This is a genomic window from Priestia sp. TSO9 (assembly GCF_021029645.1).
Classification (GTDB): Bacteria; Bacillota; Bacilli; order Bacillales; family Bacillaceae_H; genus Priestia; species Priestia megaterium_E.
On the sequence record NZ_JAJEKD010000017.1, the window covers coordinates 17937 to 40464 of the forward strand.

27 protein-coding genes are annotated in these 22528 nt (G+C 32.8%); 18 read left to right on the top strand and 9 right to left on the bottom strand.

What is annotated here, in order from left to right:
- The first annotated feature begins 223 nt into the window (after nucleotides 1-223).
- Together LJC66_RS26845 and LJC66_RS26850 are read left to right on the top strand one after the other, a co-directional pair.
- Nucleotides 224-949 carry a glycosyltransferase gene (locus LJC66_RS26845; RefSeq protein WP_060747052.1) on the top strand — a complete coding sequence of 242 codons (726 nt, stop codon included), beginning with the start codon at nucleotides 224-226 and terminating at the stop codon, nucleotides 947-949.
- A 604-nt stretch (nucleotides 950-1553) separates the two neighbouring features.
- The gene (locus tag LJC66_RS26850) at nucleotides 1554-2798 is read left to right on the top strand and encodes a glycosyltransferase family 4 protein (RefSeq protein ID WP_230933862.1); all 1245 of its coding nucleotides are present in this window, start codon (nucleotides 1554-1556) and stop codon (nucleotides 2796-2798) included.
- A gap of 34 nt (nucleotides 2799-2832) precedes the next feature.
- On the opposite strand, the gene LJC66_RS26855 is transcribed toward LJC66_RS26850, so the two are convergent.
- Entirely contained in the window at nucleotides 2833-3915 is a 1083-nt protein-coding gene (locus tag LJC66_RS26855) for a glycosyltransferase family 4 protein (protein ID WP_230933863.1), read from the bottom strand.
- A 155-nt stretch (nucleotides 3916-4070) separates the two neighbouring features.
- On the opposite strand from LJC66_RS26855, the gene LJC66_RS26860 reads away from it, so the two are divergent.
- The 3 genes from LJC66_RS26860 to LJC66_RS26870 all read left to right on the top strand — a co-directional run bounded on the left by LJC66_RS26860 (nucleotide 4071) and on the right by LJC66_RS26870 (nucleotide 5692).
- The gene (locus LJC66_RS26860; RefSeq protein WP_230933864.1) at nucleotides 4071-4787 is read left to right on the top strand and encodes a glycosyltransferase family 2 protein; all 717 of its coding nucleotides are present in this window, start codon (nucleotides 4071-4073) and stop codon (nucleotides 4785-4787) included.
- A gap of 146 nt (nucleotides 4788-4933) precedes the next feature.
- Nucleotides 4934-5458 carry a DUF2642 domain-containing protein gene (locus LJC66_RS26865; RefSeq protein WP_230933865.1) on the top strand — a complete coding sequence of 175 codons (525 nt, stop codon included), beginning with the start codon at nucleotides 4934-4936 and terminating at the stop codon, nucleotides 5456-5458.
- 15 nt (nucleotides 5459-5473) lie between these two features.
- The gene (locus LJC66_RS26870; RefSeq protein WP_014462120.1) at nucleotides 5474-5692 is read left to right on the top strand and encodes a hypothetical protein; all 219 of its coding nucleotides are present in this window, start codon (nucleotides 5474-5476) and stop codon (nucleotides 5690-5692) included.
- 1 nt (nucleotide 5693) lies between these two features.
- On the opposite strand, the gene LJC66_RS26875 is transcribed toward LJC66_RS26870, so the two are convergent.
- Entirely contained in the window at nucleotides 5694-6977 is a 1284-nt protein-coding gene (locus LJC66_RS26875; RefSeq protein ID WP_230933866.1) for a glycosyltransferase family 2 protein, read from the bottom strand.
- 276 nt (nucleotides 6978-7253) lie between these two features.
- Here LJC66_RS26875 and LJC66_RS26880 point away from each other — a divergent pair, with 276 nt between their 5' ends.
- On the top strand, nucleotides 7254-7688 hold the full coding sequence (locus LJC66_RS26880; RefSeq protein WP_230933867.1) for a hypothetical protein: 435 nt from the start codon (nucleotides 7254-7256) through the stop codon (nucleotides 7686-7688).
- A gap of 206 nt (nucleotides 7689-7894) precedes the next feature.
- Here LJC66_RS26880 and LJC66_RS26885 read toward each other — a convergent pair whose 3' ends face one another.
- The 3 genes from LJC66_RS26885 to LJC66_RS26895 all read right to left on the bottom strand — a co-directional run bounded on the left by LJC66_RS26885 (nucleotide 7895) and on the right by LJC66_RS26895 (nucleotide 9263).
- Entirely contained in the window at nucleotides 7895-8323 is a 429-nt protein-coding gene (locus tag LJC66_RS26885) for a spore coat protein (RefSeq protein ID WP_230933868.1), read from the bottom strand.
- 25 nt (nucleotides 8324-8348) lie between these two features.
- Nucleotides 8349-8909 (bottom strand): spore coat protein, encoded by a 561-nt coding sequence (locus LJC66_RS26890; RefSeq protein WP_230933869.1) that lies wholly within the window; start codon nucleotides 8907-8909, stop codon nucleotides 8349-8351.
- A gap of 138 nt (nucleotides 8910-9047) precedes the next feature.
- The gene (locus LJC66_RS26895) at nucleotides 9048-9263 is read right to left on the bottom strand and encodes a spore coat protein (protein WP_230933870.1); all 216 of its coding nucleotides are present in this window, start codon (nucleotides 9261-9263) and stop codon (nucleotides 9048-9050) included.
- Between the two features lie 294 nt (nucleotides 9264-9557).
- Here LJC66_RS26895 and LJC66_RS26900 point away from each other — a divergent pair, with 294 nt between their 5' ends.
- Nucleotides 9558-10379 carry a YncE family protein gene (locus tag LJC66_RS26900; RefSeq protein WP_230933871.1) on the top strand — a complete coding sequence of 274 codons (822 nt, stop codon included), beginning with the start codon at nucleotides 9558-9560 and terminating at the stop codon, nucleotides 10377-10379.
- 143 nt (nucleotides 10380-10522) lie between these two features.
- Here LJC66_RS26900 and LJC66_RS26905 read toward each other — a convergent pair whose 3' ends face one another.
- Nucleotides 10523-11068: a protein kinase family protein gene (locus LJC66_RS26905; protein ID WP_088568291.1), complete on the bottom strand. Its 546-nt coding sequence runs from the start codon at nucleotides 11066-11068 to the stop codon at nucleotides 10523-10525.
- Nucleotides 11069-11437: 369 nt separating this feature from the next.
- Here LJC66_RS26905 and LJC66_RS26910 point away from each other — a divergent pair, with 369 nt between their 5' ends.
- The 6 genes from LJC66_RS26910 to LJC66_RS26935 all read left to right on the top strand — a co-directional run bounded on the left by LJC66_RS26910 (nucleotide 11438) and on the right by LJC66_RS26935 (nucleotide 16664).
- Nucleotides 11438-11587 carry a hypothetical protein gene (locus LJC66_RS26910; protein ID WP_230933872.1) on the top strand — a complete coding sequence of 50 codons (150 nt, stop codon included), beginning with the start codon at nucleotides 11438-11440 and terminating at the stop codon, nucleotides 11585-11587.
- Between the two features lie 242 nt (nucleotides 11588-11829).
- On the top strand, nucleotides 11830-12486 hold the full coding sequence (locus LJC66_RS26915) for a PIG-L deacetylase family protein (protein ID WP_088568282.1): 657 nt from the start codon (nucleotides 11830-11832) through the stop codon (nucleotides 12484-12486).
- Nucleotides 12483-13787, top strand: a complete 1305-nt coding sequence (locus tag LJC66_RS26920; protein ID WP_230933873.1) for a glycosyltransferase family 4 protein — start codon at nucleotides 12483-12485, stop codon at nucleotides 13785-13787. The genes LJC66_RS26915 and LJC66_RS26920 overlap by 4 nt, the downstream gene beginning before the upstream one ends.
- Nucleotides 13788-13790: 3 nt before the next feature.
- Nucleotides 13791-14966 carry a carboxylate--amine ligase gene (locus tag LJC66_RS26925; RefSeq protein ID WP_230933874.1) on the top strand — a complete coding sequence of 392 codons (1176 nt, stop codon included), beginning with the start codon at nucleotides 13791-13793 and terminating at the stop codon, nucleotides 14964-14966.
- 5 nt (nucleotides 14967-14971) lie between these two features.
- Nucleotides 14972-16027: an ecdysteroid 22-kinase family protein gene (locus LJC66_RS26930; protein ID WP_230933875.1), complete on the top strand. Its 1056-nt coding sequence runs from the start codon at nucleotides 14972-14974 to the stop codon at nucleotides 16025-16027.
- 154 nt (nucleotides 16028-16181) lie between these two features.
- The gene (locus LJC66_RS26935; RefSeq protein WP_230933876.1) at nucleotides 16182-16664 is read left to right on the top strand and encodes a hypothetical protein; all 483 of its coding nucleotides are present in this window, start codon (nucleotides 16182-16184) and stop codon (nucleotides 16662-16664) included.
- A 193-nt stretch (nucleotides 16665-16857) separates the two neighbouring features.
- Here LJC66_RS26935 and LJC66_RS26940 read toward each other — a convergent pair whose 3' ends face one another.
- Nucleotides 16858-17352, bottom strand: a complete 495-nt coding sequence (locus tag LJC66_RS26940) for an exosporium protein D (protein WP_217599629.1) — start codon at nucleotides 17350-17352, stop codon at nucleotides 16858-16860.
- A 364-nt stretch (nucleotides 17353-17716) separates the two neighbouring features.
- Nucleotides 17717-18193 carry a hypothetical protein gene (locus LJC66_RS26945; protein WP_088568287.1) on the bottom strand — a complete coding sequence of 159 codons (477 nt, stop codon included), beginning with the start codon at nucleotides 18191-18193 and terminating at the stop codon, nucleotides 17717-17719.
- A gap of 772 nt (nucleotides 18194-18965) precedes the next feature.
- Here LJC66_RS26945 and LJC66_RS27990 point away from each other — a divergent pair.
- Together LJC66_RS27990 and LJC66_RS27995 are read left to right on the top strand one after the other, a co-directional pair.
- A complete protein-coding gene (locus LJC66_RS27990) occupies nucleotides 18966-19337 on the top strand; it encodes a hypothetical protein (protein WP_230933880.1) in 372 nt (123 codons plus the stop codon).
- On the top strand, nucleotides 19337-19615 hold the full coding sequence (locus LJC66_RS27995; protein WP_251569169.1) for a DUF4183 domain-containing protein: 279 nt from the start codon (nucleotides 19337-19339) through the stop codon (nucleotides 19613-19615). Before LJC66_RS27990 ends, LJC66_RS27995 begins: the two co-directional genes overlap by 1 nt.
- 72 nt (nucleotides 19616-19687) lie before the next feature.
- Here LJC66_RS27995 and LJC66_RS26960 read toward each other — a convergent pair whose 3' ends face one another.
- Nucleotides 19688-19972, bottom strand: coding sequence for a DUF4183 domain-containing protein (locus LJC66_RS26960; RefSeq protein ID WP_050691684.1), 285 nt, complete (start codon nucleotides 19970-19972; stop codon nucleotides 19688-19690).
- A gap of 314 nt (nucleotides 19973-20286) precedes the next feature.
- Here LJC66_RS26960 and LJC66_RS26965 point away from each other — a divergent pair, with 314 nt between their 5' ends.
- The 3 genes from LJC66_RS26965 to LJC66_RS26975 all read left to right on the top strand — a co-directional run bounded on the left by LJC66_RS26965 (nucleotide 20287) and on the right by LJC66_RS26975 (nucleotide 22191).
- Nucleotides 20287-20691: a DUF4183 domain-containing protein gene (locus LJC66_RS26965; protein WP_050691685.1), complete on the top strand. Its 405-nt coding sequence runs from the start codon at nucleotides 20287-20289 to the stop codon at nucleotides 20689-20691.
- 202 nt (nucleotides 20692-20893) lie between these two features.
- Entirely contained in the window at nucleotides 20894-21595 is a 702-nt protein-coding gene (locus tag LJC66_RS26970; protein WP_060747330.1) for a DUF1796 family putative cysteine peptidase, read from the top strand.
- Between the two features lie 107 nt (nucleotides 21596-21702).
- Nucleotides 21703-22191 carry a spore coat protein gene (locus tag LJC66_RS26975; protein WP_060747331.1) on the top strand — a complete coding sequence of 163 codons (489 nt, stop codon included), beginning with the start codon at nucleotides 21703-21705 and terminating at the stop codon, nucleotides 22189-22191.
- Nucleotides 22192-22528: the final 337 nt, after the last annotated feature.

A 22528-nucleotide genomic window follows, 5' to 3' on the forward strand; every position in this document is an offset into this window, starting at 1 on the left:
TATGACGTAGACAATACTGATTCTCCCATAAAACCAGGACTTTTATATTAATGAAGTTTCTAAGAAAGCATGTCACTTAAGAAGGTTTATGCATATTCTAATCAAGAGTGTGATTCCATTAATGAACTTAACTTTATAATCTCTAGCTTTTATGTATCTGTAACACTAATGGTTCAGACTATGTTTCACTTGTGTTATAATACAATTTTTTGGAGGGGAAACAATGGATCCAAAAGTATCAATAATTATTCCTTTTTATAACTGTGCCTTTGTCGATCAAGCAATCAAAAGTGCCTTAAATCAAACGTATGAAAATATCGAAGTAATTGTAGTAGACGATGGTTCTACGACTTACACTGAGAAGGTTAATTCCTTTAAAGATAAAATTGTTTATATAAGAAAAGAAAATGGAGGGACGGCAACTGCAATAAATACTGGTTTATTTGCTGCTACAGGAGAGTATATAGCCTGGTTAAGTTCAGATGATTACTATGTTCCTGAAAAGATTTCTAAACAATTGAACTTTATGAAGCAAAAGAACATAGATGCCAGCTTTACTAACTTTGACTATATTAATAAAGATAATCAAATTTTAATACCATGGTGTTGTAAGCGTTTCTCAAATTTAGAAGAAGTATATAATGCATACTTAACTTACAATGCTATCAACGGATGTACTATTCTTATAAAAAAGAATATTTTTGAAAAAATTGGGATTTTCTCTCCGGATTTTCGTTATACTCATGATTATGAGATGTGGTTTCGTATGCTGGTCAATGGTTATGAAATCCATTATTATGATGAAGCACTTACAAAATTTCGTTCGCATGAAAACTCAGGCACTAGCAGATATCAGAATGAGATGAGAGAAGAAATGAAAACTATTGAGTTCCACTATCGTCCCCTACTAGAAAAATATATGCGTAAATTCCAATCGGATCCGTCATAAGATTAGGGCGCAGTTATTTCTCTGTAATTGCTCACTATATCCTCCCACTTCCTTACCATAAATAACTCTATAAACATTCACGTTGGTGGCTTAGATTTTAAAAATGGAGTATATAGTAAGAAAATATAATTATTACTTATTCTAAATGACTTTACATTGAGATGTGTAAAGTTTATTACATACAAATCTGTATTGATACTTAAATTAATACACTTTGTAAGAGGAAATTTTGCCCAGTAATTTTGATAGTGTATTTACCTAACAATAGTATGCACTCGTCCGTGCCAATTAAAAATTTTGGACATATTATAGTAAATAGAAAGTTGTAAGTTTATAACACTTTAAGTAAATATTGTTTTCTACAATTTCTATGTAAAGAAGGGACATAAATGAAGGATGGTAACAATTCGTTATTTGATGAAAAATTAATTAAGTTTTTAAATGAGGTAAAAACTAAATTACCCATAGATTATAAGATACCTGATCCTGAAGTTGTGAATATAATTCTTACTCATACCCAATGAGCTGTTTTACAAGCCAAAAATTCTTATCCCTCCCTCTTGCCTATTGAATAGAGAGAAAATAATTAAAGGATGATTATAAAATGAAGATTTTATTAGTTTCCTATTACCCACTTCCTTATACCGGAGGTGTTTGGACATTTGTATCCTCCCTCCAAAATTCACTTAATAATTTAGGTCATACCGTGCATATCCTTAGTCAGACGCCTGATTTAAATAAATATCGCATCATTGGCCAAAAACCAGAAATAGAAATTGATGAGCTTTCCCCCTATATTGAAGAAAAATTAGCCACTGAGCTTCCTTCACTTCCAATGAAGAGCTGGATATACAACACTGAATTATTCCGTTATAGCTTAGAACTCTCCGCAGCATATTACAATCTTAAACAATATGATCTTATACACGCACTAGATGTCACAGCAGCAAACGCTATAAATAGAGTTAAACCTTCTCATATTCCACTTGTTACTAGTGCCCTTGGAAATCTCTCACGTGATATTTTTTTCACACTTAAAACCATGCACCCTCACAAAACAGACGAACAAATAGAGGCTACATTTGAATATCAATATCATCAAATAATTGAGAAGCTAGGATATCAAGCGAGTGACTTTATTCATAGTCCAACTAGATGGATGTCTCATAACATAGTGGATAATTTTTCTATTTCTTCAAACAAAATTGTTACCTTTCCATATGGAATTAATAATCAAAACTTCCTTGTAGATTCCAATGAGAAACCTCTTATAGGACCTAAACAGAGTAAAAAAATTATTTTGTACATGGGAAGGCTCGTTTATTTAAAAGGAGTTCAACACCTACTGGATGCTCTCGCCCTCTTGAAAGAGGACAGACAAGATTGGGAATGCTGGATACTGGGAGAAGGTGAAATTAAAGGAGAATTAGAAAAACAATGCACAAACTTAGGACTAAAAGATAAGGTTAGATTTTTAGGTGTTTCAAATAACGTTCTCCATTTCCTCAGAGAAGCTGATATTTTTGTTCATCCTAGCATTCACGATACTCAGCCTTATTCTGTTATGGAAGCTCAGCTTACGGGTCTTCCAGTTCTTATTAGCAATACGGCTGGCTTGCCTGAAATGGTTGAAGTCGGAAGAAGTGGTTTAGTCTCTTCTGTAGGCAATATTTATGAACTGTGCGAACAATTAAGATATTTGCTTGCAAACGATTTTCTTCGCAAACAGCTAGCTTCTTGTACAAAAGAATGGGCTAAAGATAAATGGGATCTTAACAAAATGGTTAATAATTTTCTGTCACTGTATGAACAAGCAAAAAGGCTTCACACAGAAGATGAAGAAAAATAAAATACCAGATCCTAAAACAGATCTGGTATTTTATCTAACTACTATGATTTAGTCCTAATGATTGAACCATTGAAACAAAATTTACACAGTATAAATCTGGACTGAAGTTTATCTTTACATGTTCAAAAGCATTTATGCGGATTTGTTCTCTTAACTGGGAATCTGTCATTAACTCCTTTGCCTCTTTAATAGCTTCATTAATGTCACCTAATGTATAATATTTCCCTGTCTTATTATGGATAATTGAACTTCTTACACCATCGGAGTCAGTTGTCAAAACAGGACATTTACAGCTCATCGCCTCAAGAAGAGAGTATGGAGCTCCTTCTACCTTTGAAGTGGAGCATAAAAATCCCCCTGATTCTCCTATCATAGAAAAATAAACTGCCATTTGATCATTCGGAACATTTGCGTGAAGAAAAAGTTGTTTTTCTAAATTTAACTGTTTAATTAATTTTTCAAATTGAGCTCTTTCTTTAGCTTCGCTTAAAGTAGGATCTTCAAACATATGTAATCTTATGTCTGAATTATAGTTTTGGATTAATTCGCTACCTATTTTTAGAAACTCTCTCCAGTTCTTATTATCTTCAATTCTCCCAATCCACGCAATGTTAGGCTGATGACTGGTAGGCACAGCTTTATAGGAAAACTGATTAGTATCAAAACAATTGTTAAAACTAAATTTTGGAAACGAGGGGTAAAGTTCATCTAATAATTGCATAATATGGGGAGTCTTAGGATTAAGGAAGCCCGCAGCATAGTTAGTGACAAGAGGTATAGCATCTGTAAGAACAGATTTTGCTGTACTTTTTGGCCCATATCCCTGTATTTCTATAATCATTTTCCCTTGATACCCAAGCGATCTAAAACGAGGTAAAGCTTGAAAATCTGAGACAATGACGATAAGACTGTAATTGCCTTCATCTAATATTTTTTTTATTTCACTATCTTCATTCGTTACAAACGTTTGAGTACCATGGTCATTTATGCTTTTCTTTCTATTTTCATAATAAAGGCAATGAGCATTAATGTTGTACTTTTTAAGGGCTTTACACCTCTGACGATTTAATGTCTCTACTCCTCCACTAGGAACATAAAACACAAATAATATATTCATTTTCCCTCTCCACCTTTACATTTAGAATTAATAAACTTCTATTTCATATGTAAAACGTGTTACATATGTTAATAAATGCGATTTTAATTTGTTAATTTATAAACCAAAAGTTAAAATTAAACATTTGTTATTACTTCTTGAAAGGAGAAGTGAATATGTCAAAAGTATCTATTATAGTACCTTTCTTTAATTGTCCTTATATTAATCATGCATTGGATAGCTTAATTAAACAGACATACACCAATATTGAGATTATAGTAGTAAATGATGGAGCTACTCAGCATACAGATAAAATCCCTCCTTATTTAGATAAAATTTCATATATAACTAAGGAAAATGGTGGGACAGCAAGTGCTTTAAATAGAGGAATTCAACAAGCAACGGGTGATTATATATGCTGGCTAAGTTCTGATGATATTTATGATTATCAAAAAATCGCTATACAATTAGAGTCCATGCAAACTAACAATGTCCTTTTTAGTCACACCAATTACTATGCTATTAACTATAGAGGACGAATTATTAGTCCACCTTTAGGCATTCAAACATTGAATAAATTAGATCTCATCACTCGAATAAGTAAAGGAAATATTATCAATGGCTGTTCAATTATGATTCATAAAAGTGTATTTGACCATGTCGATCTTTTCGATGAGACGCTTCTTTATACTCATGACTATGACTTATGGCTGCGAATCATTCAAATATTCGATTTGCAATACATTCCTCACCCTCTTTTGTTATCAAGGATACATGAAAGTATGGGAAGTAAAAAATATGCTTCTTTAATAAAAGAAGAAAATAAAGTTGTAATCAATCGTCATAAACACGTAATGGAACTACTAGCGCTAAAATATAAAGAGCACTCTTAATAGCAATTTAGTTTTTGTTTCTTCTATAAGAAATGCGGATTTTTAGCTAAATTAGGTAAAGCGCCGAGCACCATGAAATCGGATAAGCATATTATAAAACATAGATAATAATGCAAAAATTTTGCTTTAAGAAAGGATGAATTCTATTGGCACTATCAAGTGAAGCAAGAGCAGCGTTGTTAAGAAACCTGCTTACATTACCCCAAACAGTCAACACAACTACTACTTCTGCCACAGATCTTTTAAATGCTGTCAACCCTGCTACTACTGTAACCAACGCTTTAAATACTATTAATCCTACTACTGTTGTAACAGATCTTTTAAATACTGTTAATACAACTACAACTGGTCTTTTAAACACCGTTAATACAACTACAACTGATATCTTAAACACTACTACAGGTCTTGTAAGCACTACTACTACTTCTGCTAGTGATCTTTTGAGAAATCTTCTCTCCATATTAGCAGGGCTACCAATTTCATCTGGTTCAGCCCCGATTAGAAACGACTTAAAAAATCGTGTTAATCAAACAGTTCAAATATCTACACCGAATGAAACCATTACAGGTGTTTTACTTGCTGTTTTATCGGACTACGTGGCAGTTGCCGAAAGTGACGGATCGTTAAACTATATCCCACTTTCTAAAGTTGAAACAGTATCATCACTTTAAGGAAGGAGTCATACTATGTTTGAAAGTACTTTAGTAGCTGAATTAACAAAGCGTATTGGTACACCAGTCGAAATTGCACTAGCAGATGGCTTTGTTGAAGGAATTATCACTGCTGTAACAAATGGCCTTATTACAATCCTTCAAACTGTGGGATATGGATATGGCGGAACTACTCTTCCTTTAACTATTGCTCTTCCATCAATTACTTCAATTAAAATTTCACCGGTTGCGTAAACTAGTCAAGATATTTTAAGAAATCACTCCAATTGGAGTGATTTTTTTTCGTAATACTTAACGGATGTTCCCTTACGTTATAAACTGTCATATCTCTATATAACAAGCGATGTGTTTTTATTAAATCATTCAACACGCTTACATCCTCATACATTCGTCCGTCTTCGAAATCAGTTAAAGGAAACCCGTTATTGTCCTTTAGAGTTAATGTACGATAGATGCGAGGCCCTAAAGGAAATACATAAGAAAGAAGGTCATTTCTATTAAAAACTGAACGTCCTTTCCTTACTCCTTTATACCTTATATTTTCTTCTCCGTTCTGCTTCCATGCTCTTAGATTCCCGTAGAGAACAGCTACATCTTCATTTAAATTCTCTAAATCTCTTTTTACAGTGTAACAAGCATCTGGGTCTAGCCAGTCATCGGCATCTAACTCCATTACAAATTCTGTTTCTACGTATGGAAGAACTGCATTGAGAGCCCTTGCCTTTCCAGCGTTATTTTTACTAAAAAATCTAAAACCTGGAGCATTTTTGAACTCTTTTATAATCTCCAGAGAATGATCGTTTGATCCATCATCAACTACTATTATTTGTTCTGGAGGGCTACTTTGCAGAATACACGAGTTAATAGCTATTCCTACATAATTAGCCATATTGTAATTAGCTATAATAACAGCAATTGAAGGAGCTAAGTTCTGTTTCTCTAACCTTTGCTGATACTTCTCTATAAAATTTAACTTTTGAAGATTACTACTGGTTTTATCTATGAATGTTTGATTAACTAATTTAGTTGGTGAAGAAGCGATAGATAGCTCATCTACTGTTGAAAGCCAAGATGGAAGAACAGATTCTTTAAATGGAACGTGGCATCTTGAAAAGAAGGGATTTTGTTGGAGAAAAGAAGCCTTCGACAAAAACGGTCGCTGTATAACTTTATTATTAATTGTGATATCGTAAGTCATCACAACTTTCTCATCACCTAATGTTAATTGATGCTTCGTAATACTATTATCTAAGTAATCATAACTATACAAGAACATGACATATTCACAAGACAGTGATTGAATGTGATGGTTTAATGTTAACCCTAAATCATTATCAAGTAAGTTCATACATTTTGTCTTTGCATCTTCAAAAGTCAATCCTAATTGGTTTAAAGTCTCCGGTATGTCCAAGATAATAATTTCATCTATACGATTATTAATAAGATGCAACGAATCTATAGCTTTCTTTATTGAACTTGAATTTACATATCCAATTAAAAATACATGAATATCCTTCATATATACTCCTCCGCCTTTGAGAATTCTAACCATCATGAGACCTCATTAAGCTGTTTTCCTGACACCTAATTATTGCTTTACATATGATCATTCTATGTGTATCTCTCAGTATGTATGGTTTAAATTTAAACACTTTCTCATTAAAAGAATCCTTAATCAGATGTTAATCTAATTAATAACAGTTTAAATAACCCTATAAGGTAATTAGTTTGTCCAATCACTACAGGTCACCATTTCATATAGTAGTAGTACATAGAAAGGAGGTTAAAAAATACCATGACGATATTATTAGATTCTAGAACATCTCAAAATGCTAGTATAGCTAACTCTATTTCTATCCCTATTACGCTTCTCTCCAATCCGGGTCTATTCGGTCAAATTGGCCTCAACGTTACAAGTGCTACAGGTCCTATTCGTACTCAATTAAGTGGTACTGTAGCTTGCCAGTTACCCCTTCTCCCCGTCGCAACTACTGTTACAATCACTATCGTAAGAGGTACTGCCTTCAGCGATCCTATTGTCTACTCTTCATCTGAGTCCCTAAACATCAACCTTTTAGGACCACAACTTTTCACATTTACTGCTTCAGATTTTAATGTACCAAAGCCAGCTTCTAATCTTTTAATTTACACAGCTTTCATCACTTCTAACATCCTAGGAACTGTGAGGGTTGGACCAGAAAGTTTCAATGGAGTTGCTTATTCGGATTAAGAATATTGTTCAATTTTATGTAATAAAAAAGTCTTCGCATTTACAAACGCGAAGGCTTTTTTACTTTCTTTTATTTACTAAAACATGCACGAATAAATTTAGCTAAATGCATTCACAGAATAAAAACTCCTCTTTATTCTGTTTTCCTATATAGGATTACAATAATTTCCCTTCCTTGTTTTTACGCTCGGAAGGTTAGTTACATATTAAAGGATGTCAAGTGTAACTAAAATAGCAATTAGTACTTGTAGTAGTACTTGAAGATTTACAGCGATATCTGTGTCAGTAGCTGTAACATTTACATTTGTAGAGTTTTCAATAATTGTTTTTTGAGAATTTTTTTGTTTAATACTAGCAAATTGTTTCAGTTCTTCAACAACGCTGTCTCCTTGTGTGTTATCACCGATTGTAATACGGACCACTACTGCAATAGCTATCTGTAAAGCTACTTGAATGGTCGCTGCAATTTGAGTATCTGTCGTTTGTACTCTAACACCTTCTGAATCTTTAACAATAATTTTCTCAAAAGATTTTTGTTCAGTAGCAGCTATTTGATCAGCTTCTTGCCATACGTCTCTACCACTGAACCGTTTATTTTCACAATGGTCTAGTGCTCTCCATTTTCTTTCACCCATTTTTCTCACCTCTTTTAATTTTTAATTAAAGAACATCGACAAGTACAATAATAGCTACTAGTACTTGTAACAATACTTGAACGTTAAGAGCCACATCTGTATCTGTCGTTGTAATTTCTACGTCTTTAGAATTCTCAATATAAATCTTTTGTTTATTGGTTTGCTCTATTTCAGATAGCTGTAATAAGTCTTGAAGCACACCATCTTTTTGAGCAGTATCGCCGATGGCAATACGGATTACAATAGCGATTGCTACTTGGATAGCCACTTGAATACCGATAGCTGCTTGAGTATCTGTTGTAGTGACATTAATATCGCAAGAATCCTTAATCCAAATTAATTCATCTGATTCTTGATCAATTAAAGAAAGTTGATCTGCATCTTGAACTACTTCTGCATTAAAATTTTCGAAGCTCTCGTTGCTTTCGAAACTCTCACGACTATTATAGTAATCATATTCTGTAGATTCACTTTCATAGTGATCTACTTTATAGCCATCTTTACAATGCTTCTTAGAATCATCTTTTTTATGTCTGCTTTTGCATTTTTTCTTTACATCGTAAGAATAATACTTTTTAGATGACATAACTAACACTCCTTTTTCATGGTATGTATTAATATATGAACATACCAATCAATAGGATTGGGCCAATTGATCATTGAGTGCAACCATTTTAAAAAACAACAAAAACGCCTATTTGACGGCGTTTATGAATAGTATAATTTATTTCTTTTTGTTGGCAGCATTTGTTTGTTTTACAAACTCATCCACTCGTTGTGATAAATCTTCAACCATCTCTTTAAGCATTTGTTTCTTCTCTTCAGATAGTTTTCCTTTGATTTGTTCTTTATCTATGCCATGTTTAGAAAAAACATCATTTACTAATAAGTCCATTAACTTATTTGGAACAATCTCCGGTCTTTTGGGTGAATCACTCATATTAATCGCTCCTTTTGTATAAGGTCGTATTCATAACAACATATGCAAGAATGGCCTAAAAGGCAACAATTCCCCAGTATTTTCATGTGTTATTGAAGCGATTTTTTATTCACCTATATTTTCATTTAAATAAAACAGCAATATTTCTACCTTAGGTTAACTCTAATAGTCATATCGTTCTTCTGAAAATTTAAGATAATAAAATAAATTTAACATCATATATTTGTACATAAGGTAAGTGCCTTATGTTTTCAACAATTTTCTTAACAGTATTTATGAAAAGAGTTGAGTTAAATGGGAAAAAAAGCAAAGGTTGTGCATGTTGCAGGTGATTTTTTATCTCCAAGAGGAAAATCATCTAATAATCAAATTTATATAATAAATGAGGATAACAATACGGTTTCTGTTATGGATGGATTAACAGATGAGTTAATTGCGACTATAAATGTAGGGAGACATCCAGTAAATGTAAACGGGAATCCCTCTACTAATCGAATTTATGTGACCAATAAAGGTGATGATACTGTTTCGGTCATCGATGCGGAAACAAATACGGTCATCGGGATTATTCCAGTTGGAGATCAACCATCAGGTGTAGGAATCAATCCCTATACGGATAGAGTTTATGTAACAAATACAGGTAATGATACCGTTTCAGTCATTGATGGCTCAACAAATATTGTTATTGCGACAATACCTGTAGAAACCCATCCAATTAATCTAGATGTACACCCCTATATTAACCGTATTTATGTAGCTAATAAGTTTAAAAACACAGTCTCTGTCATTGATGGATTAACTAATACAGTAATGGCTACAGTTCCAGTCGGTGACCAACCTACTGATCTAGGGGCTAACTTATCTAACAATCGTATTTATGTAGCTAATAAGAATAGTAATACTGTTTCAGTGATTGATGCAGGAACAAACGCCGTGATTGGGATAGTGCCCGTCATAGATCAACCATTTATAATTGATGTTAATGCAGCTAATAATCAAATTCACGTAACGAATGAAGAAAATAGTGTAGTCTCCGTCATTGATGGGGCAACTAATATTGTCATTGCTACCCTTCCAGTCGGTGATCAGTCAATTTATACGATAACTGATACCTAATATAAGAACATAAACGTGGACACTTATGTTCTATAAGAGGTGGCATAACAATGATTTTATCCTATAACATGTAGCAACAATAAACGTATTACCACACAATTATTGTTGCTACAATTAATGACGTTAAATACTTATCGATAAATTTATTCTTGATCGAAACTTCTCCATTTTTGATAAAGAGATGGGCGGACATCTTTAACATAGAATAAAAATTCTTTTGATAATTTCAATTCCTTTAATTCAGTTAGTAACTTAATGGGAATAGGTCGGTTAGAAGTAAAAGCTCTTTTAAGGTCAATTACTTTCAAATTTCCCTGTTCATTTATTAGAACATGTCGTAATTCTGTATCTCGTCTACTAAAGTTTAACTTTTTCAATTCATCAAAAAGATTTATAAGTTGTATAACTATAGACTTTGTTATGTGTCTATTTTTCTTTAGATATTTTGCCAAGGAAATACCTTTTATATACTCCATGACTATGTAATTTGGTCCATAATCGTAGAGACGAGGAATAATAGAAGACGACTGCCCTACTTGTATCGCTTCCAACTCCTTTTTATATACTTCTTCCTTAAAAAATACTTTTATACATTGATTAGGAGTCAATTGATAAATAACTCCATCTTTCCCTTTTCCAACTACTTCATACTTTTTAAAATCTATAAGTACGTTCTCTTTTTCCCCTATTAATTTCTGAGAAGAATGCCCGAATGTTTTATCACTTAACAAATCGATTTTTTTAATGCTATTAAATAAAACAATCTGAGCATTATTATTACCACTCAGCAACTGATATTTTTTCTTGTCGTACCTTTTAAAGAAAGCTGCTTTAGGTAATCTATAATCTCCGTTATAGTCACTATGATAATGAAAATAAGGTTTTCCCATGCTGTTCCTCCTTCCCCATTTATTATTCTATTCCTTTACGAATAAATTGCTTGTATACTTATCCATTTACATATAAGTTCATGAAAAATTTTTGTTAAAATCCAAGACAAGCACCCTCTCCAGTTACTAATGGTTACATATTATAGTAAGGAAAGAGGTGATATTGGTATGGAGTATAAAGAAGATTGGACTTACGAAGAAAAGGCTCATAAAAACCCTTGTAAAAAATGTGAGAAACATAAAAAGCAAGATTCTTGTAAAGATACTTGTAAAGAAATGAGAGTTATAAATTTATGGAAGTTAAATTCTAAGTATTAATTTTAACTTTTAAAAAGAAATAAGACCTCTTGACATTTAACAACAGGTCTTATTTTTTTTTATGATTTTCCCTTTTTCACTAGGAATTCATAACAAAGGAAGCAACAAATACGTCTTCTATAGTTACTAATATATCTCTCCTAATTTTTAATTCTCCGCCAATGACGGTTTCTAATATCTGGATATACTCATATATTGTTTATAGTACAAGTATCGAAGAAAAAGCTACAGGAGGAACAGATATGAGCGATTGTATATTAGTAATCGGGGCTCATCCTGACGATGAACTATTGGGAACTGCAGGAACCTTAAAAAAATTTATAGCTGAAGGGTATAAAGTAATTTCAGTAATTACTGCTTTAGGCCGAAAGGAAGAAGCTCATCATATTCAGAAATTTGGCCGACTTGCTAATAAAGAAATTGGTATCGAAGAAGTAGTGTTTCTTGAGCATATCAATCTGGAGTTAGAGATGATTCCTCTTCACAAATTAACAAAAGAGATTGAGCAGCTTATCAAAAAATACAAACCGGTTAAAGTTTTTACGCATCACTATGGAGATTTAAATAGAGATCACCAGATTACTTTTCAAGCTGTTTTAACTGCAACTAGACCACTCCCTTATACACCCCCTATAGAATTGATTACCTTTGAAACCGTTTCATCTAGTGAATGGGGTGCTTTCACTTGTGAAAAGACATTTAAACCTAATTATTTTGTAGACGTTACAGCTACCATGGAAAGTAAACTTAGAGCACTTAAACATTATGATCTCGAAATGAGAGAGTTTCCTCACCCTCGTTCTTACGAAGGTATTGAGTATTTAGGAAGAATAAGAGGCATGAGCGTTGGCGTACCCTATGCTGAAGCTTTTGAAATTATAAGGAGGGTTTGGAAATGAACAATGAGATTGCTTTTCCCTATCCTTATGTAATCGAAACGCTAGATCAATATTATGGGCTTAAATCACATTCCTCTAAAAAAAGAGTTTCAAAGGAACAATCTAAAAAAAGAGTTGTTTCGAAAAAGGCTACGAAAAAGAAATTCTCTATTTTAATTGCTACTTTTTGGAGCTTTCCTCATGTAGGTGGACTTTCTAATTATATTGCTACTTTAAGTAAAGGTTTAAAAAATCAAGGACATAAAGTAGACATTATTTCTCCTAATCAATTTTCAACTTCAAAAGTAAAGCAATTTCGAGAAATTGTTACCCCAAACTTAAAACATTTTTTTACAAAGCGCTATGGAAGTTACAATGACAGAATTTTAAATCATAAAAGACTTATATATGTATACGAAAAAATGCTTGAAACGATAGACTTAGAAAAATACGATATTCTTCACGCACAAGATTTATTTACAGCAAATATCTTAGGAAGATTTAATGAATTCTATAATAAACCCTTATTTTACACGCCCCATGGCATGTTCACATCTAATAGACTAAGATTTAACATTATAAAAAAAGGTTCTGTAGAAGAAGCGTATTTTACAGAGCTTGAAAGTAAAGCAATACAATATGCAAGTCACATTATTGTTTTAAGTGATTCGTTTCGTGAACCATTAATAAAGCTAGGAGCAAAAAATAAAAATATCACTACAGTCATTACAGGAATTGATTATCCAGTCAACCGAGGGCAGGAAAAAGAAACTAACTCCCAAAAGCTTGTCATTACATGTGTAGCTAGGCTTGGTCCACGAAAGGGACATAATCATCTATTTGAAGCACTGACACACCTAAAGAAGCACACCTCAAATGTTGAGGTATTAATTGTTGGTGATGGGCAGATGAGGGAAAAATTAGAAAAGCAGAAAAAAGCTTTAAATTTATCCATGGTCAAATTTTTGGGATCTAGAGACGACGTACCTTCAATCTTAAACAAAACAGACATTTTTGTGCTCCCAACAGTCAATGATAGCTTACCCCTTTCAATAATTGAAGCCATGCACAGTGGCATAGCTGTAATTTCCACAAATTGCGGAGGTATTCCTGAACTGATAAAGCATAATAAAACAGGAATTATTGTCGAACCTGGAAGTCCAGAGCAGCTAGCTAATGCATTGAAATTTCTCATTAACCATAAGGAAGAAAGAGATAAAATGGGGACGAATGCAAAAGTTTATGCTAAAAACCACTTAACGATAGACAGCATGATAGGAAAAATAAAACATCTATATACCAATTTTTGGGAGATGAATTAAAGTATGAATCATGAACATTCCGCAGTTATCCTTGACCTCAGTGCTAACGGGGTTGGTATTATTAGAAGTTTAGCAAGAAAAGGCATAAAAGTTTACGCTTTTGACACAAAAAAACCGTATAAAATAGGGAAATCACGCCTTGCTACTTGTGGTATATGCCCTAGTCCTTTAACAGACGAAAAAAAACTATTAGATTTTTTAATTAAATTATCTAACAAGATTGGTTCAAAACCCGTTTTATATACAGGAGCAGATGATTATGTACAGTTCATTTCGAAAAATCGAGATGAACTACTAAAATACTTCTTATTTTTATTTCCTGATAATTATTTAATTGAACAAGTTCTTGATAAAAACAAAACTTATGAGCTTGCCGTCAAGCATAATATTCCATGTCCAAAAACTTATGTAATAGATGATAAAGAAGAACTTGAAGATGCTATTTTAACTCTTGATTTCCCCTGTATTTTAAAACCTGTTCTCGGCCATGAATTCAGAAAAAGGATTAATAAAAAAGCTATTGTATTCGAAACTCCTGAACAGTTAAGGAGTGAATACCCCTTTTATAGGGAATGTGGACAATTAATCATTCAAGAACTAATTCCTGGAGATAACCAGTGCTTTTATAAAGTTGCCACTTTCTATGATGACAATATGGAGTTACTTGCATTATTTTCCTTACAAAAAAATCATCAATTTCCTGCAGAATTTGGAACAGGTGCTCATATTGTCAGTAAAAAGTTGCCTGAACTTATCGATATATGTATCCCATTTTTTGAAGAGATAAAGCTTAAAGGTATTGGCATGGCTGAATTCAAGAAAGACCCGAGAGATGGAACTTATAAATTTATTGAAATAAACCCTCGCTTTTGGCTAACCCATAGCCTTACAGGTCCCTCAGGCGTTGACTTTGTCTACATGTATTATTTATACCTAACTAATCAAAATCCAGAACCCAGATTGAATCAAATAGATGGTATTAAATGGATTTATCTTGTAAGATACTATCTCACTTTCCTTCAAAAGAAAAAAAGATCAGAAATGACTTTTAAAGATTTTTATCAAGGGTTGCAAGGTCAAAAAGAGTTTGCTTTATTTGCATGGGATGATCCAATGCCGTTTTTTAGAAGTGCATGGTCTCATTTAATTAATGCGTGGAAACGTAAGCGAAAGGAATGAATACTGTGTATGATCTTAAAGCACTCTATTATCAGTTTAAAGATTTAAAAATAGCTGAAAAGCTTTCTTATTCAATGGGTGAGAAAGTGTCCATTGTTCCTTCAGAAATTAAGTGTTTAAAATCAACAAAACGAAGTGGTATATATAAATTACTGCTTCAAAAAAAGAATGGTTATTATCCAATCATCTTTAAGGTTTATAATTCAACAGCCTACAAAAATGAAGTGGAAATTAATATCTATAAAAAAGCTTATCCAACTTTAAAAGAGTTTTTGCCTCGCATTTACCTCATAGAAACGGTAAAGAACGAAACATGGGTATTCATGGAATTTGTTAATCAAATACGCGGACAATTGATCTTCTCTCCATCTCACTTTCAATATATTATTCCCAGTATAGCTAAACTTCATAGTCAAACTTTTGAAAGTAGATTCAAAAAGAACAAAAACATTTGGAAAGACTGGCTTCCTGTTTATACCTCTACGAAACAAACTAGAGTCAAATATATGAATCAAACAATTAACCTATTACATGCTGCAATGAAAGATAACCGGGTTAGCCACATCATAAAACCTTACTTCCCATCATTAATCAAATTATATAATAAAGGACCCGATTTCTTCCCTGAATTAATTGAAAATGGATCATCTATCACGCATGGTGATCTTCATATGCAAAACATATGTAGTAAAAATGTCACTCAACATACACCATGGCCTATTCAATTCATTGATTGGGAGTCAGCTAAATACTCCCCAGTATGGTTTGATATGGTTATATTAGTGGAACTATTGTTGGGCTTTAGAAAAGATTGGCAACCAAATGCAGAGAAAATAAGAACTCAATGTGTACGTCTATATGTAGATGAAATGAAGAAATACGGCATTACCTTTAAGACCAATCCAATGACTCTTTATAAAATGGCCTATCTTCAGCGGACTTTAGAAAGAGGCCTCCATACTCAACTAAGAAGGATTGTTGATAACCGTGAAGGTGAGCTCTTAAGTTACCATCTTGAAAAAATTTCAACGTGGGGTAAAGAGTTAGGGATATACCAATAAATACTCTTTTTAAACACTGCTTTTAAACATGGCTTTTAAACTATTAACTTAAAAATAGTCTAAAAGCCATTTTTACCTCAATGTACAAGCAATTTGTCTGTTTGAAAATAGAATATATAGAAACACCAATTTTAACTAAAGGTAGGGAATTCATTTGACTAAATTTTATTATGATCACAATGATGAAAGTAAACACTGCTTGAAAGCGATGTATGACCTTCGTAAAAATAACGATGAAAAAGACTATGGCAAAGATAAATGCAAAGACAAGCATGGAAAAGACTATGGCAAAGATAAGTGCAAAGACAAACATGAAAAAGATTATGGCAAAGATAAGTGCAAAGACAAACATGAAAAAGACTATGGCAAAGATAAGTGCAAAGACAAACATGAAAAAGATTATGGCAAAGATAAGTGCAAAGACAAACATGAAAAAGATTATGGCAAAGATAAGTGCAAAGACAAACATGAAAAAGATTATGGCAAAGATAAATGCAAAGACAAACATGAAAAAGATTATGGCAAAGATAAATGCAAAGACAAACATGAAAAAGATTATGGCAAAGATAAAGTTGTCTTTTATGAGAAAGACTATGATAAAAACAAATGCAAATGCAGTAAAAGTTATTACAATTAAGCTGTCTAATTCTAACTGTATTTACTTGTAAATAAATAATCAGGAAAGACTATTAGCTCTCGAGTTAATAGTCTTTTTTCTTGCTCAGCTAATTCTTAAGAATCTAGAGTAATTACACTACTCTGGATTTTCTAATAATAAAAAACCACACTGCACAAATGTTATTTGTGCAGTGTGGTTTTTTATTACTATCTTAGAAGCAGCAGCCTTTATTTTGTTTTTTATTTTGACCATTACAACCAATACAAAATGTTTTTTGGATAAAGACATTTAAAGTTCCTGCCGTAGTAGGAGAAGGGTTCGAAACAGTTAACCTTTCGAAATTTTCAACTTGAAAAGCTCTTGTAGAACCTGCAGGTATAGTTGCGGAAATAGGTAGTCTAGAGCCTCTAACAAAAATTGACACTGTAAGACCAGTAGTTACAGCTGATAACTGAAGAAGCGTTTTGTTATGATTTTTAGTGAAATCTTCAAAAACATTTACATCTGTCGCATTAGCAGGAACTGCGATAGTTAATGGGATATTTCCTGTTAAATTGGTTCCAGAACCTTCGATTGTATGATTTTCAACAAAAAATTTTTCATTATCTTTTTTCTTACTATATGAACCTCTATATGGGTATGATGCTTCTACATAATATACTTCATCGTTTTTATTGTAATGACGATAGCTTTTTATATTAATCACTCCTTTTTTATTTATATACTATTTTATTCATTTATTTATAGATTGTTTGTGTGCTTGTCCAATAATAGTAAATTTCATAAAAAAAGTGATTATTCGATTACGTAATTTCAATTTAGAGAAATGGTAGAGAAGGTACTTTTGTGTAAAAGATAATAAATTTGTGATAGAAAACTTGCAGGGGCCAGCTGTTCAATAGATGAATAAAAGGAGTAATAATGGAAGCTTCACCTGTTTTTCAATTGTTGAAGGGAAACCTGGTTCATTTAAAACTACATTGCTTTAGTAATTAGAAAATTCACCTCTTATTCTACTTCACATGTTTTTCAAGAAACAAAAGGTGAATTTTTGTATTTATATAAATTATTTACGTATTTAGTTTACGTTCATTAATCATTTCATAAACTATATCTGCATTGCTTTCTAAGAGTTCTTTAGTCGTTGTACTATGGTTTTTTGCATGGCGAGAAAAATTTGCTTTGCTATACCATTGGTGACATAAGGGACAAGGTAATTCGTTTTCGATTTCGTAATCAATTGACGTCCACCTTGTAGAAAAAGAAGGAGATCTAGCTGTATTTTCCTTTGTATACAGAGTTTTTTCGTAATGTATAGGATTTTGTATTCGCTGTGTAGTTGCAGCAATTTCATCTGTATTTGCATTGTATAGACTATCTTCTAATTCTTCCTTAATGAGCAAGTATCCAGCTTCAGACATAGACAATCCTAACCCTTCGCAACATTGTCGAAATCGCTCATATACACTTTCAGGTAACCGAATAGGCAGAACTTTACTTGGTTCTTTTAATTTTGATTGTCGAGCGTACTTATCTAACTTTCCCAACCTTATCACCTCATTTATACAATCTGTATATACATTCAACACAAACTTATGTCGTTCCTGCTAACTATTCAACTACATACTGTATACACTTTGTAGTTAATGAGTTTTATGATAAAACTTATTTACTTAATAAACTTAAAGAATGAAGTGATAAAAATTGTATTAATAGTATTGCTGAAAGATGAGTCCGAATGATTATAATTGTAAGAAAGCTTCAATCTATCCAGTTTATACCTTAACTCTTAGGTTTAAGATTACATAACACTTATACTATCATTAGGCGCTCATTTATGAAATAAATGAATAACATAAATATTGGAAGTTACATTTGAAGAAATGCCTGAAAAACTTAAATTTATTCCAATATTCGTTAATAAAATGCAGAGTAATTTCAGGTAAAGAAGGTACCTCTAAATGCACATGTCAGGTAAAAGTCTCTAAAACGACATTAAATTTACCGACTACTGATTACTTACCTTTTCCTTATAGCAACTAAAAGAAGCTAATTTATAATCAACTACTCCGATGTATGAAGAACTTTGGGGTTGCCTTTCTTCTTCACTCTTTTTGTATGTTTATTCTCCCCTCACTAATTTAAGTAGATTACATCGTAATAAAAGGAGGTGTTAACAATTGACAAGTAGATGTGTTCAATTTAAAAAAATTTCTCATAAAAAAAAGAAGCGAAAAACTCATTGTCACAGATCACCCTACTCTGTATATGTTTCCACTTCACAATCCATATTAGTGTTTTGTTCTATTCATAACCTATGTGATCAGAAATATAAGGGTCCTCGGGGGCTACAGGGACCTCAAGGACCCCAAGGACCCCAAGGACCTCAAGGACCTCAGGGATCTCAAGGACCTCAGGGACCCCAGGGATCTCAAGGACCTCAAGGACCTCAGGGATCTCAAGGACCTCAGGGATCTCAAGGACCTCAGGGACCCCAGGGACCCCAGGGATCTCAAGGACCTCAAGGACCTCAGGGATCTCAAGGACCTCAGGGACCCCAGGGATCTCAAGGACCTCAAGGACCTCAGGGATTTCAAGGACCTCAGGGACCCCAGGGATCTCAAGGACCTCAGGGACCCCAGGGACCCCAGGGACCCCAGGGACCCCAGGGACCCCCATTCTCAGGTCTAATTCCCTCCACTAATTTATTATATTTTACTTTTTCAGATGGTCAAAAGCGCCTGTATACCAATAATGATGGGATAGCTCAATATGGAGTTACTGAAATATTAGCACCTGATGAAGTTTCTTATATCAATTTATTTATTAATGGTATTCTCCAGCCTCATATTAATTATCAAATTCAAAAAGGCAGCTTAGCTTTACTCACAGAAGAAGTACCTTTAAAAGGTGTCCCCATTATCATTCAGTTTGTTTTAATCAATAAGGAAGTATACAAAAGTTTATGAATTCTAAGATAGGCATACAAAAAGAACTGACTTTCCAAGTTGATAAATAAGTCTAAAAATGGAATGAATTAATTAATTTACAACAAACTCAACTACAATAGGGGTAGCAGATGCAAGGGTGTCTCCATCGGGAATAATAATAGAGGTAGTAGTAACTGTTGAAGTATCACCTGTTTGGATTTGACCGTTAATATAAAGATTATAATAAGCAGGAGCAGTTGGAAAAACTGTAGCAGCTGTTCCTCCATCAGTAGTAAAAGCTGTGGCAAGAATGCTGTAGGTAGCACCAGTACCTGTTCCTGCCCCTGCTGTGCTACTAAACCTTAAAGAATTCATAAAGGGCTTAACGATGGGCATTTATAGTCCCCCTTTCCTAGTTATTAAACGATTTATTGCTCTTTTTTAAACAATTTCAAAGTGAGGCTTTACAAATGTACTTTGAAATGATTAGAGAAAACATAAAACAATGTCAATTCTCTATTTATTATTCTTCTGCTTTGATTTAGAAACGGCAAAAGACCTAAATTGTAAAAAGATTCTTGACCACTTAAAAATTTGGACTAACTCTATAGACTATTGACCGTAGCAAATAATAGAAATCTGACTATTAATAGATAGAGGGAATATTAGCATTCTTTCTACACCCATGCTTCGAAAGGAGAATAAAACATATGCCTATTATTAAACCTGTGTTTACAGCCACTAGTACAATTGCTGGAGATATTACAGTAGCAACAGCAACGAGTGTGGCTCCTACCCCAGCAAGATTTACAACATTTGTAACGGCCCCAATGGTTGCAGGAGGAGTCACATCGATACCTGCTGGAAGCTTTATTGATGATGTAGGAGCAACAATCACAGTTTTGCCTGATGTAACAGCTAATTCTTACGCTAACATATACATCAATGGAGTCATGCAACCTACTAATGTCTATACCTTATCTACAACAGCCTTAAATATTGATGATACTGTAACTGTTGGAGCACCTGTAATTGTAGAATTTGTCACTCATTCTGCAACTTCAACTTCAACCCCAACTAGTACATTATCTGTCACTACCGTAATTAATACGTAATCCTATATAAAGTAAAGAAACATGACAAATCTTTAATTTTGTCATGTTTTTTATTTTATATTAGAATGTCACATTTGAATTTCCAATATAAATAACTGCTCTTTATATAGAATCGTAAAAAAGATTCTTTTTAAATATGCCTTTCATTGTCCAATCAACTGAAAACCCTATTCTATATACTATAGTGTAAGAAAATAAAGGAGTGATTAATATAAACTTACAAGATATAAAAGGCTCTTATAATTTGGTGGCTGGCTTAGGAAGTTGGTGTGGCCCAGCGCTTTATTCCGAACGTCACAGCTTGAGAAGGCATTCGTTTCCTCTTGATTGGATGCAATCTCCTTTTCTCCCTGACGTAAATACATTATTAAGAAACAAATTTCAAGGTTTTATGGAAGTAGAAAACATAATTGAAAAAGACATACTAGCTAATTATGTAGATGATAACGGATATCCTATTTTTAAATCCGGCACTTCCGAATCAATAAGATCCCATTATGTTACAGATATTAAATATAACATTGACTCTGTCCACGACTTTCCCATGGTTCCTAACCAACACTGGTCTGTCCAATATCCACCTTATAAAATAAGATTAGATCATCGTATTCAAACATTTCTTAATCAAATTGCACAAAGTAAACGTACGTTATTTATAAGATATGAATGGATGCCCACAAGCTATGAGGATGTAATTAACTTAAAATCAATTTTAACAGACATGACTAATGGGAACTTTAACCTTCTGCTAGTTGAGACTGTCGACGAAGAATTACATGGAGTAAAAGAAATGAATTTTGGAACACCTGAAGACAAAATTTGTTGGGTTCAAGTTTCTCGAGATAATTGTACCAATGCTGCTGTTTGGAATGATTTATTAAACGGAATAACACTATTGAATTAAACATTACTCTTTTTCCTATAATATATAAAAGAAAAGGGACAAGTATACAAGCAAACCCTCTTAATTTTCATATTAATATAATAGAAACATATAAAGGAGGTTACACTTTGAGTTGTTCTAAAAAAAGAAAGTGCTACTGTAGTTGTCTAAATTCCAAACCTTCAAGAAAAAAAGAGGAAAATTGTAAAAAAACAAGATGTGCAGAGAAAAATTTTTTTTGTTCTAATAGATATAACAATGCACTCATTGAAACTGATACAAGACAAGAGATCTTCAATGACCAAGTTTCTGATTCAATCATTCTTGTGAAAAATTCCTGTGATGTTACTATTACTGCAACAGATACACAGACAACCATATTTCTTCAAAGCTTCATACAAATATTAACCATTTTCTTACTTTCAATAGGTCTCGATGCCAATTCAATAAGGCTGTTTTTACAAGAAGTTTCTCAGATCGCAAGGTCAATTCAATTGAATAGACAAAGAGTTATCGTAAAAAACAGTGAAGGTGTCAATGTAACAACATCAAATAACGATACAGCTATTTTTATACAAAACTTTTTACAAGCGTTGACCTTATTATTAATCCCTTAGAAAACCCTTGATCCTTTAATGACCTATTAATAAAGTTGTTAAAAATAATATACTACCAAATTCATCACAGGTAGTATATTCAACATACCCTTATAAACCAGCTAATAGTGTACAAGCTATAAAAAAATCCTTTGCTGCTACAGCCTGTACACTATTTTATTACAGAGAAAGTTATCTAAAGCCATTACACTTATAGAATTCCTATATTACACCAAAAAGTAAACCACTTTTTATAACCTCTATGTAAACGATTTCCCATAACTATAAAAGAGTTTTTCATTCATCATAAATACATATGAAATACTCATAAAAAAGAAGCGTGTTAGCACACATTTCA

Bases quoted from the DNA above. Each gene is read 5' to 3' on its own strand.
- LJC66_RS26900 (WP_230933871.1), top strand. From the start codon at position 9,558: ATGGGAAAAAAAGCAAAGGTTGTGCATGTTGCAGGTGATTTTTTATCT.
- LJC66_RS26965 (WP_050691685.1), top strand. From the start codon at position 20,287: ATGCCTATTATTAAACCTGTGTTTACAGCCACTAGTACAATTGCTGGA.
- LJC66_RS26910 (WP_230933872.1), top strand. From the start codon at position 11,438: ATGGAGTATAAAGAAGATTGGACTTACGAAGAAAAGGCTCATAAAAAC.
- LJC66_RS26880 (WP_230933867.1), top strand. From the start codon at position 7,254: ATGACGATATTATTAGATTCTAGAACATCTCAAAATGCTAGTATAGCT.
- LJC66_RS26845 (WP_060747052.1), top strand. From the start codon at position 224: ATGGATCCAAAAGTATCAATAATTATTCCTTTTTATAACTGTGCCTTT.
- LJC66_RS26875 (WP_230933866.1), bottom strand. From the start codon at position 6,977: ATGAAGGATATTCATGTATTTTTAATTGGATATGTAAATTCAAGTTCA.
- LJC66_RS26920 (WP_230933873.1), top strand. From the start codon at position 12,483: ATGAACAATGAGATTGCTTTTCCCTATCCTTATGTAATCGAAACGCTA.
- LJC66_RS26915 (WP_088568282.1), top strand. From the start codon at position 11,830: ATGAGCGATTGTATATTAGTAATCGGGGCTCATCCTGACGATGAACTA.
- LJC66_RS26860 (WP_230933864.1), top strand. From the start codon at position 4,071: ATGTCAAAAGTATCTATTATAGTACCTTTCTTTAATTGTCCTTATATT.
- LJC66_RS26895 (WP_230933870.1), bottom strand. From the start codon at position 9,263: ATGAGTGATTCACCCAAAAGACCGGAGATTGTTCCAAATAAGTTAATG.
- LJC66_RS26870 (WP_014462120.1), top strand. From the start codon at position 5,474: ATGTTTGAAAGTACTTTAGTAGCTGAATTAACAAAGCGTATTGGTACA.
- LJC66_RS26855 (WP_230933863.1), bottom strand. From the start codon at position 3,915: ATGAATATATTATTTGTGTTTTATGTTCCTAGTGGAGGAGTAGAGACA.
- LJC66_RS26925 (WP_230933874.1), top strand. From the start codon at position 13,791: ATGAATCATGAACATTCCGCAGTTATCCTTGACCTCAGTGCTAACGGG.
- LJC66_RS26885 (WP_230933868.1), bottom strand. From the start codon at position 8,323: ATGGGTGAAAGAAAATGGAGAGCACTAGACCATTGTGAAAATAAACGG.
- LJC66_RS26960 (WP_050691684.1), bottom strand. From the start codon at position 19,972: ATGCCCATCGTTAAGCCCTTTATGAATTCTTTAAGGTTTAGTAGCACA.
- LJC66_RS26890 (WP_230933869.1), bottom strand. From the start codon at position 8,909: ATGTCATCTAAAAAGTATTATTCTTACGATGTAAAGAAAAAATGCAAA.
- LJC66_RS26850 (WP_230933862.1), top strand. From the start codon at position 1,554: ATGAAGATTTTATTAGTTTCCTATTACCCACTTCCTTATACCGGAGGT.